Raw genomic sequence first — 13,698 nt, forward strand, 5'->3', positions numbered from 1 at the left:
AACGAGATCGCCGGGCCGGAGTGGCTGACGCCGGAGCTGTTCAGGATCGGCGCGTCGAGCCTGCTCAACGACCTGCTCATGCAACGGGTCAAGCAGCGGACCGGCGCGTACGCGGGGCCCGACTACTTCACGATCGACTGAGCCGGGCGGTCCCCCGACCTGCGGTTCTTCGTGTAGCACCCCGTCTGGCCATCACACTGGAGGTGCTGACAATGAGCATTGAACAGCACGACCAGCTCGTCGACGAGCTGACAGCGAGAACCGCGGCCTACGCGAACAACTCAGTCGCCCCGAGGACCAGCTGACCGTCAGCCGCGCGATCGTGTGCGGCGGCGGCGGCGGATGAACGCGGAACGGCTCGTCGAACTGATCGTGCGGAATCCAACGGTCGAAGCGGAGGTCAACCGGGTCCGCCGTGTCGCCACGATCTACAAAGACCGGTACTCGATCGCGGTCGTGGACCACGATGACCGGGTGTGGAACGTGCACGTGTTGCGCGACCACGCCGAACACGGCTTCACCTGACCAAACGGTCGGCGGTTGACCGACCTGGAGGCCCTCGCCCGTGTGGGCGGGGGGCCTCGCCTCAGGTACGACAGCGCCACGCCGTTCATCCGGGGTGCCGCCGACTGGTGACCGGTGATGTAACCCCCAGCCAGCGGAACCCGGTGGCCCCCAATCTCTCCCGTACCGGTGGACACCCCGGACCGGTGAATCGTACGTCGACAGCGCGTTGGGCTGTAGAGGTGGCCGGGGACACTTCTCGCCGTTGGGGGGCGGGCGCAGGCCGGTGGCCAGGGAGTGACCCCATCCGGGCGCCGGCCTGCGATACCCCGACTCTCGGCGTGACGGTCTGGGTCTACAGGCTCTCGTCGTCGTCGCTGGCCCTAGACCGATCGCGAGGCGCTGCACGAGGAGTGCGACACCCAGGATCAGACCGGCGATGACGCCCGCATTGCGGATGCCGCCCAGTTGGGCCTCGCCCGCCATGGAGACCGTGAACCCCGCCAACCATGAACGCCGCGATGACGAGCGCGACCGCAGCGCCATAGCTGATCCTTGGGAGCCCGGCGGCGTCGCCATCGCGGGGGTCTGTCCGCTCTGTCGTCGCGGCTGATCGGTGGCCGATTCATGCCGGGCATCGTAGGTATCACTCACCGGCGTGCAGCAAGCTGCAGACCAGAAATCGACGAACGTGTCGCCACCGGCCGAGCGCCGACGCATTACAGGAGGCGCATCGGCCAACCGGCCGGGCGCACGCCAGTGCCAACCGGCGGTATGGTCCTCCCCCGCACAGAGGCCGTCGACCTGGACCCCAATCCCGCCCGGGTCGGCGGCCTCACTCATGTGCGGAACCGATGTGTCGACGTCGCTGGGCAATGGAGCCGGCCCGCGACAGCTCGGCTGGTCGAACATGCATTTGGTGTTGGGTGGCGTCCTGCCAGCGATGAGTATCCCACTACAGTCCTGCCGCGACGGCTGCGCGGCGATCCTTCGCGCACCAGGCGGCCAATGGGGGACCGCCGTGCTCCCGGCCGCCGACCGTCCGCGGCGTGTGGCGGTTCGCCAAGCCCGGTCCGCGCCGGATCCTGTGTGCCGAGCACGCGGCCGAGCTCGCCGGCCATGAGCGGTTGAGCGGGCCGTCAAGTTCTACGACGCCACGGTCGAGGACTGACCTACCCCCGTCCTGCGGCTACGGGTGGTCGTCGCCCCCGTCAACCGTCGCCCGTCGGCCTTGAGCATCTGGTTCGCGACCTGCAGTTCGCGGATTCGTCGGCCACCGTCCGAGCGGTGTGGCGATTCGACAAACCCGGGCCGACGCGGATCCTGCTGTGGACGAGCACGCGGCCGAGCTGGCCGGCCACGAGCGGCTCACGCTCGACCACAGCGAGTCGCGGCAGTCAGTCCCCGGCTTGCAGTCGGATGCGTTCCGCGAGCTTGTCCGCAGCCTGTCGCGCCTGTCGGTGATCGTTCCCGCGAGTGCTGGCACAGTCGCGGTTGTGGACGTCGACCGTGAGGTGCCGCCGAACTCGGCGACCGGTACGCCGCGATGGCGTGTCTGGGCGCGGGTTGTGCACACCGTCAGGGCGACTGTTCGCGGTCGCCGTGAACGACATCGACGTCCTCGGACGCATGGTGCACGTCCGCCGGCGGGTCCGGATCATCGACGGCACCCTCGTGCACAGCTTGCCGAACGGCCGCAAGGAGCGGTCTGTGCCGCAGCTCGAATCGGTGGCCATGCGACGGTCCGCGCACGTCGCCGCGTATGGCACCAGCGTGTCACGTTGGCGTGGACGACACCGACGGGTAGGCGATGGCCGCTGAGCTGCTGTGCACGAACGGGGCGGGCGGCGCGCTCGACCGGAACACGTTCAATCGCCGGTGGCGAGCGGCGCGTCGCGCTGCGGGGCCCCGCCGACACCCGCGACAACGGGATGCAGTCCTGCGCCATACACCGCGTTCGGCGTGGCTCGCGCAGGGCGTCGACGTAGCGCACCGTGGCGGAGTGCATGGGCACGCCAACGCATCGACGAGGCTGTCGACATATGCGTACGTGATGCCGTCGCAGCGGATCGGGCGCGCAGGGCGATGGACGCGTTCGTCCAAGGGCGAAATGTCGGAGCCGAGTGCCCTCGATGTGCCTGCCGGGGGAGCGCGATGAGCGTCTACGCTGGTCAGCAGCCCCCGCGGCACTATTCATAGACTGAGGTTTCCGCCATGCCGAGCTGGGAGTACGCGCCCGCACCCGAGTCCCGCGACATCGTCAACCTGCGCAGCGAGTACGGGCTGTTCATCGGCGGGGCGTTCGTCGAGCCGCAGGACGGCGGGACGTTCAAGACGGTCAACCCCGCGACGGAGGAGGTCCTCGCGGCCGTCACCGTGGCTGGCGCGGACGACGTCGACCGCGCCGTGGCGGCGGCGCGGCGTGCCCAGACCGAGGTCTGGGGGCCAATGTCCGGCGCCGAGCGTGCCAAGTACCTGTACCGCCTCGCGCGTGTCATCCAGGAGCGGGCGCGCGAGCTCGCGGTGCTCGAGACGCTCGACAACGGCAAGCCGATCAAGGAGTCCCGCGACGTCGACGTGCCAATGGCGGCCGCACACTTCTTCTCGTACGCCGGATGGGCCGACAAGCTCGCGTACGCCGGGTTCGGGCCGGACCCGAAGCCGGTCGGCGTCGCCGGCCAGATCATCCCGTGGAACTTCCCGTTGCTGATGGCGGCGTGGAAGTTGGCGCCGGCGCTTGCGACCGGCAACACCTGCGTGCTCAAGCCCGCAGAGACCACGCCACTCAGCGCGCTGCTGCTCGCCGAGATCATGCAGCAGATCGACCTGCCGCCGGGTGTGGTCAACATCCTGACGGGTGACGGTGCGACCGGGCAGGTGCTCGTCGAGCACGCCGGTGTCGACAAGATCGCGTTTACCGGTTCAACGAGCGTCGGCAAGCAGATCCAGCGCGCGCTCGCCGGGCGTCCCACGCGCCTGACGCTCGAGCTCGGCGGCAAGGCGGCGAACATCATCCTCGACGATGCGCCGCTGGACCAGGCGGTCGAGGGCATCGTCAATGGCATCTTCTTCAACCAGGGCCACGTCTGTTGCGCCGGGTCGCGCCTACTCGTGCAGGAGTCGGTGCTCGAACCGGTGCTGGACCGCCTCAAGCGGCGGCTCGGCACGCTGCGCGTCGGCGATCCACTGGACAAGAACACCGACCTCGGCGCGATCAACTCCGCGGAGCAGCTCGCGCGGATCACGGAGCTGACCGACAGCGGCGTCGCGCAGGGGGCCGAGCGGTGGCAGCCCGCATGCGACCTGCCCGACCGCGGCTACTGGTTCGCGCCAACCGTCTTCACAGGCGTCAGCCAGTCGCACCGCATCGCCCGTGAGGAGATCTTCGGCCCGGTCCTGTCCGTGCTGACCTTCCGCACGCCCGCCGAGGCGATCACCAAGGCCAACAACTCCCCCTACGGGCTGTCGGCGGGGGTGTGGACCGAGAAGGGCAGCCGCATCTTGTGGATGGCAGAACGCCTGCAGGCCGGCGTGGTGTGGGCGAACACCTTCAACCGGTTCGACCCCACCAGCCCGTTCGGTGGCTACAAGGAGTCCGGCTTCGGCCGCGAGGGCGGTCGCCACGGCCTCGCGCCCTACCTGGCCACCTGATCTCGCAGCGGGTCGGCGTCAGCTGTGATCCCGGTCGGCCGAGGAGCGACGGCGGAGGCGACGGAACAGCGCGGCGACCTTGCCGTCCAACCACTGCGCGAAGTTGATCTCGCCGTAGCCCCACGGGCCGTACTGGCCCTCCGGCGTGTTGTGAAGATCTCGTGGGATCGCGGGAGTTCTGCGCGCGATCGGCGTCCATGGCGACCCCAGCTCCGGTCGGACAGCTGGTGGTACGGGGCGCACAGACCGTCTGTCGATGGCCAACGCCGCGTATGTGGACGCCCGCCGGGTTAGCATCTCCGGTACGCGACACGGATTGGGCTTCGCATGGCAGTGGCACGAAAGGCACTGGGGGCATTGGCGACGGGAGCGGTGGCGTTCGGCGCCGGCGCGGTCGGCGCACTCGCGATCGGCAGGCTGGCGGTCGGTCAGACCGCCATGCGGCGGGTCAGCATCGCCGACCTTGAGATCGGCCACCTGGCGGTCCGCCAGCTCACCCTCGACGGCGTGCCGATCACCCCCGGCGACCTCGGTGCCGACACCACGGCACCGCGGCCTTGAACGACCGGCTCGCCGTACGCAAGACCTACAAGCTCTTCGTCGGCGGGGCGTTCCCCCGCTCGGAGTCGGGCCGGAGCTACGAGGTGCGGTCGGCGGCGCGGGAGTTCCTCGCGAACGCCTCGCGCGCATCGCGCAAGGACGTGCGCGACGCCGTGGTAGCCGCGCGCACGGCGTTCGGTGGATGGTCGACTAGGTCCGCCTACAACCGCGCCCAGATTCTGTACCGGGTGGCCGAGATGCTCGAGGGACGCGCAGACCAGTTCGCCGACGAGGTCGCGCGCTCCGAGGGCGGGACCCGCGACGACGCGGCGGCCGCCGTCGCCGCTGCCGTCGACCGGTGGGTGTGGTACGCCGGCTGGGCAGACAAGGTCAGCCAGGTCGCGGGCGCTGCGAACCCGGTGGCAGGCCCGTACTTCAACTTCAGCGTGCCCGAGCCCACCGGTGTGGTCGCCATCATCGCGCCCCAGGCGTCGAGCCTGCTCGGCCTGGTCAGCGTCGTCGCGCCGGTGATCGTCACGGGCAACACGGTCGTGGTGGTGGCCAGCCATGATCGCCCGCTGCCGGCGATCAGCCTCGCCGAGGTGCTCGCGACGTCCGACCTCCCGGGCGGTGTCGTGAACCTGTTGACCGGGCACACCGACGAGCTCGCACCCGTGCTCGCCTCGCACATGGATGTCAACGCGATCGACCTGACGGGCGTGGCCTCCGACCAGCGCGGTGAGCTCGAGCGCGCCGCGGCCGAGAACGTCAAACGGGTCCTTCCGGCACCCGCGGAGGAGCCCGACTGGACCGGCGACCCCGGCACCGGACGGCTGCTGGCCGCGCTGGAGATCAAGACGGTCTGGCATCCGGTCGGCATCTGATCCGACCGGTGGGGACGATCTCATCTTGGAGCGCGTGTGGAACCCCCACACCGGGCGCGCCGCATCGCCGGCGCCGCGCCATCGAGGTCAGCCGCTGACGGCCGGTTCCGGCTCGCGCGCTGCCATCTCGTCCTCGTCGGCTTCCTCGCCGAGCGCCTCGATGTCCTCGAGCCCGGCACCGGCCTCCATCTTCCCCGCGCCGTACTTGCGGCGCTGCTGCACCTCGAGGCGCCGCGCGAATCGCGCGAGCGCGAAGATCACGATGAAGTAGAGGATTCCGGCGAACACGAACGCCTGGAGCTGGTTGCTCGGCGGCGCCTGGGCCAGCGCGCCCGCGCGCCGCAGTGCCTCCTCGTAGCCGATCACGAAGCCGAGCGACGTGTCCTTCGTCAGCGTCGCGAGCTGGGCGACGATCGCCGGGGTCATCCGTCGCACGGCCTGCGGCAGGATCACCAGCTGCATCGACTGCCAGTAGGTCATGCCGAGGGAGGAGGCGGCCTCGGACTGTCCCTTGCTCAGCGACAGGATGCCGGCTCGGAAGATCTCGGCGAGGACGGCGCTGTTGTACAGCGTCAGGCCGATGATGAGGCCAATGAGCTGCGAGATGTCGAAGAACTGCTGGATGCCGAAGAAGCCGAAGAGGATGAGGAGGAGCAACGGGATGCTGCGAAACACGTCGATGTAGACCCGCGCGAGCGCCCGCGAAATGGGATTCCTCGCGATCCGCGCGAGCGCGAAGAAGAACCCGATCGCCGTCGCGAAGACCATCGCGATCAACGCGGCCTTGATCGTGTTGCCGAGCCCGGCGATGACGAACTCCAGCCACCCCTCGTCGAGGTTGACGAACTGCTCGTACAGCTCGGGCGCGAAGTTGCCGGTCACGGCGATCCGGTAGATCACGAACGCCACGATGGCCAGGACGGCCAGGAGGGAGATCCAGTTGGCGATCTGCACGCGGTGGCGTCCGCGAGGCCCGAGATCCTCTGTGAGAACCGAGCTCATGCGAATCCCCTATCGCTTGAACGCGACGCGCTGCTCGATGGACGTGAAGACCTGTGCCGCGATCAGCAGCCAGACCACGAAGAAGATGGCCGCCGCCGCGAACGCCGCGATCGGCTGCCCGGTGCTGTTCGCGAGGCGCTGCGCGGCCGTCGTCTCGACGAACAGCCCGATCGTGGTTCCGATGACCGTGTTCTTCGCGTTGGCGATGTACAGGTTGCCGATCGGTCCGACCACCGTCCGCAGGGCCTGAGGGATCACGACCGTGCCCAGGACCTCACGGAAGTTCAGCCCGATGGCGCGCGCCGCCTCCGCCTGCCCGGTGTCCACCGAGTTGATGCCCGAGCGCACCGTCTCGCCGAGGTAGGCGCCGGTGTACAGCGACATCACGATCACGGTTGACACGAACGGCGTGAATGTGAAGCCGAGCTTCGGGAGCCCGAAGAAGAAGAGGAAGAAGATGATCAGCAACGGTGTGTTGCGGAACACCGTCACGTAGAACGCCGCGAAGCGCTGGAGCGGTCGGATCGGGCTCACGCGGAACGATGCGATTACCACACCGACGACCATGGCGAACACGAACGCGAGGTTGGCGGCCTGGAACAGGCGGATGAACCCGTCGATGTACAGGTCCCAGTTGTCGATCAGGAAGGTGATCGGGTTCATCCGCCTCCCTCCGCTTCACGCTGTGGGTCGGCGTTGAGGACGCCGACCCACAGCGTTGTTGAGGGTTGCCTAGCTGGCTGCCTCCGACGCGCCTGCCGCCGGCTCACTGGTCATCTCGCTGGTCGCCTCGCTGCCGGCCTCCGATGACGTCGCACCGGCCCCGCTGGCCTGCGGGCACTCACTGCCCTCGGGGAACACCGGGTCGCCGAATGCGGGATCGATCGGTGGTGGCGCTGGCGTCTCGGCGACCACACCGACGGTGTTCTCGTAGGCCTGGTCCCACTCACCGTTCTCCTGGATCTGGCAGATCCGCTCGTTGAGGTAGAGGCGCAGGTCCGTCGCGCCGTCCGGGATGCCGATGCCGTACGGCTCGTCGCTGAACTCCTCACCGACGACCTCGAATCCGCCGAACTCGTCGACCAGGCCGAACAGGATCGCGCCGTCGGTCGTCGTGGCGTCGACACGCCCGTCGTTCATGGCCTCGGCGCACTTGGTATAGGTGTCGAACGTGATGATGTCGGCGTCGGGTGCGAGCTCCTGGAAGTTCTGCAACGACGTCGACCCCTCGACGGAGCAGGAGCGAAGGTCCGAGGTGTTCAGGTCCTCCGGCGCCTGGATTCCCTCCGGGTTGCCCTCGGGCACCATCAGCTGCTGACCGGTCTCGTAGTAGGGGCCCGCGAAATCGACGACCTGGTCGCGCTCCTCGTTCATGGTGTAGGTCGCGATCACCATGTCGACCTCGTCGTTCTGCAGGAACGGCTCGCGGTTGGCCGACACGGCCTCGGTGAACTCGATGTGGCTCTCGGGATCGCCGTCCCGGAAGATGCCCTCGACCATCAGCTTGGCGATCTCGGCGTCGAAGCCCTCGACGCCGCTCGGCGTGTTGACGCCGAACAACGGCTGGTCGTACTTGACGCCGATCCGCACGGTGCCGGCATCACGGAGCGCCTGGACGCCTTCAGCGTCGGCGCCGACCGTGGTCTCGGCGCCGTCGGCCTCGCTCGCGGCCCCAGCCGGCTCGCTGGTGGCACCGCCCTCCTCGGCCTCCTCACCGCCGCCACCGCAGGCTGCCAGCAGCAGCATGAGGATCATGACGAGTCCGAGGACCCGCAGTCGTCGTGTTCGCATTGCTGGTTCCTTCCAGCTAGTGTGCCAGGATCTTTGAGAGGAAGTCCTGCGCACGGTCCGTCTCCGGGTTGTCGAAGAACTTGTCCGGTGGCGCGATCTCTACGATCTGCCCTTCGTCCATGAACGCCACACGGCGGGCGGCCGAGCGAGCGAACCCCATCTCATGGCTGACTACGACCATCGTAGTACCCTCCTCCGCCAACTCAAGCATCACGTCGAGGACCTCGGAGATCATCTCGGGGTCGAGGGCCGATGTCGGCTCGTCGAACAGCATGGCCTTCGGCCTCATCGCGAGCGCCCGTGCGATCGCGACGCGTTGCTGTTGTCCACCGGACAGCTCGGCCGGGTACTTGTCGGCCTGGTTGGCGACGCCGACGCGCTCGAGGAGCTCCTGCGCGAGCGCGTCGGCGTCCTTCTTGCTCTGCTTGCGCACCTTGATCGGTCCCAGCGTCACGTTCTCGCGGATGGTCTTGTGCGCGAACAGGTTGAACTGCTGGAAGACCATGCCGACGTCGGCCCGCAGGCGGGCGAGCTCCTTGCCCTCCTCGGGCAGGGTGACGCCGTCGATCGTGATCTCGCCCTCCTGGATGGGCTCAAGCCGGTTGATCGCCCGGCACAGGGTCGACTTGCCCGAGCCCGAAGGCCCGATCACGACGACGACCTCGCGGTGGCCGATCTCGAGGTTGATGTCGCGCAGCACGTGGAGGTCGCCGAACCACTTGTTGACGCCGCGTATCGCGATCAGCGGTTGCTCCGACATCCCGCGCCCTCCACTACGACCGACCTCGTTGGACGCTACCAGAATTCACCTCGAAGCCAAGCTGCGTGCAGGGTCCAATGGTCATCATGTCACCCGATCCTCCTCACCCGACCCTCCTCACCCGATCCTCCTCACCCGATCCTCCTCACTGTCCCTGCGGATCTCGTCGAAGCGGTCGGCCGCGATCAGTCCGCGCTCGGCGGCGTCGGTCGCCGCGCTCAACGTCGACGCACCGAACACCGACGGCACCTCGTACTCGTCGAGCGTGCCGAGCAGGCGGCGGACGGCGTCGTCGCGGGTCCCGTGGTTCGTCACGTCGCGGATGTAGACCACCCTGACCCGATCGCGCCAGCGGGTGATCACATCGGCGTAGATCTCCGGGTCCTGCTGGCCGCTGTCGCCGATCAGTACGTAGTCGAGCTCCGGGTACAGCTCGAGCAGCATGGTGATCCGCGCCAGCTTGTAGGCGTGGGTGTCCTCCCTGATGAACTTGTGCGCGTCGATGCCCCAGTCCTTCAGGAACAGCGGGCCGGCCGGGATGCCCTGCAGCTCCATGAAGCGGACTATCATGTCGTACAGGTTCCAGGGACTGCCCGACACGTAGAAGATCGGTTGGGTGGCCGTGCCGTCGCCCGCCTGCAGCGCCCGGTAGAACGCGGCGACCCCGGGATAGGGCAGGCGGGTCGCGGCGTTGTGCAGCAGGGTCGTGCGCAGCATCCCCGCGCGCTCGGTGAGCCCGGTGCGCAGGATCGTGTCGTCGATGTCACTGATGATCCCGACACCGGCGCGCAGGTCCGGCACCAGCACCTGGGCGGTCCCGCGGAGCTCCTGCTGGCCCGCGCCGAGCGGGCCGACGAGCTCGAGGTCGACGTCACGCCAGCCGCGGGCGTCGGGCCTGGTGTTGGGGAGCTCGAACCGGACATAGCCCCCGACGTCCGCCGCCACCTCGAGCGACGTGTCATCGACGCGCGCCCGGACGACGGCACCGGGGACCTCCGACGAGAGGAACCGACGGTACGCGGCGCCGATGTTGCGCCACCACGCGTCGTCCACGGCGCCGGGTGTCACGCCACGCGCCTCGAGCACGCGCACCTGGCCCCGCAGCACCTCGCCGGTGCCGTAGCCGCGGTGGGCCACCAGCTCGACGGGCTCCAACGTGCCGCGCGCGATCTTACGCCGGACACGCGCAACGGTCACGACGTTCTCGGCCGCGCCGACCAGCCGGAGCAGGCTCGACCTCAGGGACGGACCAGAGTGCATCAGATGGGACCTCTCGTTCGCTGTGGCCGTATGATGGCCCACGTCGCGGTCCCCGCGGAGCCACCCCGGGGGCCGATTCGCTATTGGAGGACCACGTGGCCACCCCGACAGACCTACCCCCCGAGTCAGACCGGACGTACACGGTCGTCGCCGCCGACGCCGACACGACCGCCGGACCGCACGACGTGACGATGGAGACCATCGTCGAGCTGTGCAAGCGGCGAGGGATCATCTTCCCGTCCTCGGAGATCTACGGAGGGCTGCGGGGGGCGTGGGACTTCGGCCCACTGGGCGCGGCGCTCAAGGACAACGTCAAGGCCGCGTGGAAGCGGTCGATGCTGCAGCTGCGCGACGATGTCATGCAGCTCGACGCCGCGATCCTGATGCACCCGCGGGTGTGGGAGGCGTCGGGGCACGTCGAAGGCTTCACCGATCCGTTGGTCGAGTGCACCAACTGCAACCAGCGCTGGCGGGCGGACCACCTCGAGCCCAACAAGGCAGGGGAGATCTTCTGCCCGAACTGCGGCAACAGGGAGTTCACCGATCCAAAGGCGTTCAACCTGATGTTCAAGACCTTCGTCGGTCCGACGGAGGACACGAGCGCGCAGGTGTGGATGCGGCCCGAGACCGCCCAGGCGATGTTCGTCGACTTCGCCCACGTGCAGCTGACCAGCAGGCAGAAGATCCCGTTCGGCATCGCCCAGGTCGGCAAGAGCTTCCGCAACGAGATCACACCGCGCAACTTCATCTTCCGCGTGCGTGAGTTCGAGCAGATGGAGATGGAGTACTTCGTCCGCCCGGGCACCGACGAGCAGTGGCACGACTACTGGATCAAACAGCGCTGGGACTGGTACGTCGACCTCGGCATGCGCCCCGAGAACCTGCGCATCCGCCCGCACACGGCCGACGAGCTCAGCCACTACGCCAAGGCCACCGTCGATGTCGAGTACCGTTTCCCGTTCGCGTGGAGCGAGTTGGAGGGCATCGCCAACCGCACCGACTTCGACCTGCGGCGCCACTCGGAGTTCTCCGGCCGTGACCTGTCGTACTTCGACCAGGCCACCGATGAGCGCTACGTGCCGTACGTCATCGAGCCCGCCGCCGGTGTCGACCGCAGCGCGCTGGCGTTCCTGGTCGACGCGTACAGTGAGGACCGGGCGCCGACCGCCAGCGGGAAGGTGGAGCGTCGCACGCTGCTGAAGCTGCATCCGTCGTTGGCGCCGGTCAAGATCGCCGTACTGCCCTTGTCGCGCAACGACAAGCTCGTGCCGACCGCCCACGAGGTCAACGACATGCTCAAGCCGACGTTCATCACGCAGTACGACGACGCCGGCGCGATCGGGCGGCGCTACCGCCGCCAGGACGAGATCGGCACGCCATACTGCGTGACAATCGACTTCGAGACCGTCGAGGAGGATCGCAAGGTCACCGTGCGCGACAGGGACTCGATGGGTCAGGACCGCGTGGCGATCGGTCAGCTGGTCAGCTATCTGGAGAAGCGCCTTCCGCGCTGCTGATCGGCACCGTTGTGGGGACGTGGCGTCGACCCGGCGTTGGGGCGCGTCCCCACAGCGGTGGTGGGCGGTGGTTGTGGGGACGCGGCGTCGGTCCGGCGTTGGGGCGCGTCCCCAAGCTCGTGGTCAGTGCCAGCCGCCCCAGCGGCGGTAGGGGTCCGGTGGAGCATCAGGGGCCTGCGGTGGCAGTGGGGGTTGCGGATCGCCTGGGCGGTCCAGCTCGCGCTTGATGTCGGCAATGCCTCGCGTGATGGCCGACAGCAGGCGCAGCGTCGCGCCCGCGACGAACGTCAGGACCCACGCGACCAGCGCGAACCCAGTGGAGCCGGAACGCAGCAGCAGGCCGCCGGCGACGACGCCGGCGATGCCCACCGTGTAGACCAGCGCGTCGGCGGTCCGCGTTGCGACCGCCAGCTCGCGCAGACTGACGCGTTCCACGGTGTGCTCCTCAGTCGACCGACGGCACCCACAGTGGTCGGTGCGCACCGGCGGCGCAACCCGACTCCCTGGGGGGTCTGGAGACTCGTGTGGTGGGTTGGCTCCCCGGACGCGGGGTGTGGGCGGTCTGGGGAGCCTGGAGAGCGGTGTGGTCGGTTGGCTCCCCGGAGTGCGGCGTGGCCGTCTGGGAAGCCTGGAGACCGGTGTGGTCGCTTGACTCCCCGGAGAGCGTGGCGCTGTGGCGTCGGTCAGGTGCGGACGCGCAGGGCGGGTTCGATGCCGGCGCCGGGCTTGACCCCGAGCACCGCGCGGGTCGACTGGTTCACCCACCACGACGCCACGGCCGCCAGCCCGTTGCTGCGCAGGAGCAGATCCTGCTGGCTGGCCCGCAGCGCGTCCCCCTGCCAGTTCGCCGACGTCCGCGCGACGCACCACAGCAGCACGTCCAGCGAGTCGCGGTCGTCCCAACGCAGCACGTACTCGTTGGACAGCAGGCAGCCGCCTGGCGCCAGCACCCTGGCGACCTGGGTCGACAGCTCTCGGCGTCGCGGATCCGTCAGGCTCTGCAGCACGTGCGACAGGATGACGTCGACGGTCGCACCGCCCAGCGCCGCCGCTGGATCGCCGCGCAACAGATCGCCCGCCACGACCGCGATGCGCGGGTGCCCGGCACAGGCCTCCCGGGCCGTGCGTGCGACGGTGGGGATCTCGAGCACGGTGCAGGTCGCCTGGGGCCACATCGCAGAGACCTCGCGCGCCATGTAGCCGTCGCCGCCCCAGGCGTCGAGCACCGTGACGGGTCGCGTCGGCTCGATGTGCCCGATCAGACGCCTGGCCTGCAGACGCCGGCGGTTGCTCATGCGCCGTGCGTAGCGGCGTGCGGCCAGCTCGCCGTGATCGACGTCGGCGTCACCGTGGGTCTCTGGCTCGATCCGGCCATCGCGCCACAGCGACCGCGCGTGCCGGTCCAGCTCACCCCACCGCCGGTAGTCCTCGGCCATCGCGTCGAGCTCGAGGGCGGCGGCTCGGTCGCTGGCCAGCCGAGCGCCCGCGGGGCTGAGTAGCCAGCCCTGATCGGCCCACTCGAGCAGGCCCGTCGCGCGCAGGGCCCGGCACATATCAGCCTCCCACCGCGGCGCGCCGCGGCCTGGGATGGGTGAGAATGAGGTGCCGCCCGGCGACGTCGGTTTCATGTGGTGCCGGAGAGCCCGAATATCAGCCTGATCGTGAAGTCCGCACGGGCACCTGGGATTGTTGCTACGAGCACGAGGATCAGACTCTTTGACCCCAGCGGGCTTCGTGGGCGGCGTCCTGCCCGCCGCTCACGCTGAGGAGGTCGTCGTGCAAGTCATCC

Annotated in this window: 13 protein-coding genes; 5 read left to right on the plus strand and 8 right to left on the minus strand. The window is 68.9% G+C overall.

The features are described from left to right. The first annotated feature begins 342 nt into the window (after positions 1 to 342). Positions 343 to 525 (plus strand): hypothetical protein, encoded by a 183-nt coding sequence (locus VK923_15615; protein HSJ46101.1) that lies wholly within the window; start codon positions 343 to 345, stop codon positions 523 to 525. A gap of 2,193 nt (positions 526 to 2,718) precedes the next feature. Next, positions 2,719 to 4,155: an aldehyde dehydrogenase family protein gene (locus VK923_15620; GenBank protein HSJ46102.1), complete on the plus strand. Its 1,437-nt coding sequence runs from the start codon at positions 2,719 to 2,721 to the stop codon at positions 4,153 to 4,155. An 18-nt stretch (positions 4,156 to 4,173) separates the two neighbouring features. Here the strand turns inward: VK923_15620 and VK923_15625 are convergent, their stop codons facing one another. After that, on the minus strand, positions 4,174 to 4,398 hold the full coding sequence (locus VK923_15625; GenBank protein ID HSJ46103.1) for a hypothetical protein: 225 nt from the start codon (positions 4,396 to 4,398) through the stop codon (positions 4,174 to 4,176). A gap of 84 nt (positions 4,399 to 4,482) precedes the next feature. On the opposite strand from VK923_15625, the gene VK923_15630 reads away from it, so the two are divergent. Together VK923_15630 and VK923_15635 are read left to right on the plus strand one after the other, a co-directional pair. Further along, positions 4,483 to 4,716 (plus strand): hypothetical protein, encoded by a 234-nt coding sequence (locus VK923_15630; protein ID HSJ46104.1) that lies wholly within the window; start codon positions 4,483 to 4,485, stop codon positions 4,714 to 4,716. Then, a complete protein-coding gene (locus tag VK923_15635; protein ID HSJ46105.1) occupies positions 4,713 to 5,579 on the plus strand; it encodes an aldehyde dehydrogenase family protein in 867 nt (288 codons plus the stop codon). Before VK923_15630 ends, VK923_15635 begins: the two co-directional genes overlap by 4 nt. 87 nt (positions 5,580 to 5,666) lie before the next feature. On the opposite strand, the gene VK923_15640 is transcribed toward VK923_15635, so the two are convergent. The 5 genes from VK923_15640 to VK923_15660 all read right to left on the minus strand — a co-directional run bounded on the left by VK923_15640 (position 5,667) and on the right by VK923_15660 (position 10,392). After that, positions 5,667 to 6,581, minus strand: coding sequence for an amino acid ABC transporter permease (locus VK923_15640; protein ID HSJ46106.1), 915 nt, complete (start codon positions 6,579 to 6,581; stop codon positions 5,667 to 5,669). A gap of 9 nt (positions 6,582 to 6,590) precedes the next feature. Further along, positions 6,591 to 7,244, minus strand: coding sequence for an amino acid ABC transporter permease (locus VK923_15645; protein ID HSJ46107.1), 654 nt, complete (start codon positions 7,242 to 7,244; stop codon positions 6,591 to 6,593). A 69-nt stretch (positions 7,245 to 7,313) separates the two neighbouring features. Continuing rightward, positions 7,314 to 8,372 carry a glutamate ABC transporter substrate-binding protein gene (locus VK923_15650; GenBank protein HSJ46108.1) on the minus strand — a complete coding sequence of 353 codons (1,059 nt, stop codon included), beginning with the start codon at positions 8,370 to 8,372 and terminating at the stop codon, positions 7,314 to 7,316. 16 nt (positions 8,373 to 8,388) lie between these two features. Next, positions 8,389 to 9,117 (minus strand): amino acid ABC transporter ATP-binding protein, encoded by a 729-nt coding sequence (locus VK923_15655; protein ID HSJ46109.1) that lies wholly within the window; start codon positions 9,115 to 9,117, stop codon positions 8,389 to 8,391. A gap of 132 nt (positions 9,118 to 9,249) precedes the next feature. Beyond that, positions 9,250 to 10,392, minus strand: coding sequence for a phosphatase domain-containing protein (locus VK923_15660; GenBank protein ID HSJ46110.1), 1,143 nt, complete (start codon positions 10,390 to 10,392; stop codon positions 9,250 to 9,252). A 95-nt stretch (positions 10,393 to 10,487) separates the two neighbouring features. Here VK923_15660 and VK923_15665 point away from each other — a divergent pair, with 95 nt between their 5' ends. Next, positions 10,488 to 11,909, plus strand: coding sequence for a glycine--tRNA ligase (locus VK923_15665; protein HSJ46111.1), 1,422 nt, complete (start codon positions 10,488 to 10,490; stop codon positions 11,907 to 11,909). A 123-nt stretch (positions 11,910 to 12,032) separates the two neighbouring features. On the opposite strand, the gene VK923_15670 is transcribed toward VK923_15665, so the two are convergent. After that, the gene (locus tag VK923_15670; GenBank protein HSJ46112.1) at positions 12,033 to 12,344 is read right to left on the minus strand and encodes a hypothetical protein; all 312 of its coding nucleotides are present in this window, start codon (positions 12,342 to 12,344) and stop codon (positions 12,033 to 12,035) included. Positions 12,345 to 12,592: 248 nt separating this feature from the next. Next, on the minus strand, positions 12,593 to 13,462 hold the full coding sequence (locus VK923_15675; GenBank protein ID HSJ46113.1) for a methyltransferase: 870 nt from the start codon (positions 13,460 to 13,462) through the stop codon (positions 12,593 to 12,595). Positions 13,463 to 13,698 lie beyond the last annotated feature (236 nt).

The sequence above is a fragment of the Euzebyales bacterium genome (genome assembly GCA_035461305.1).
GTDB lineage: Bacteria > Actinomycetota > Nitriliruptoria > Euzebyales > JAHELV01 > JAHELV01.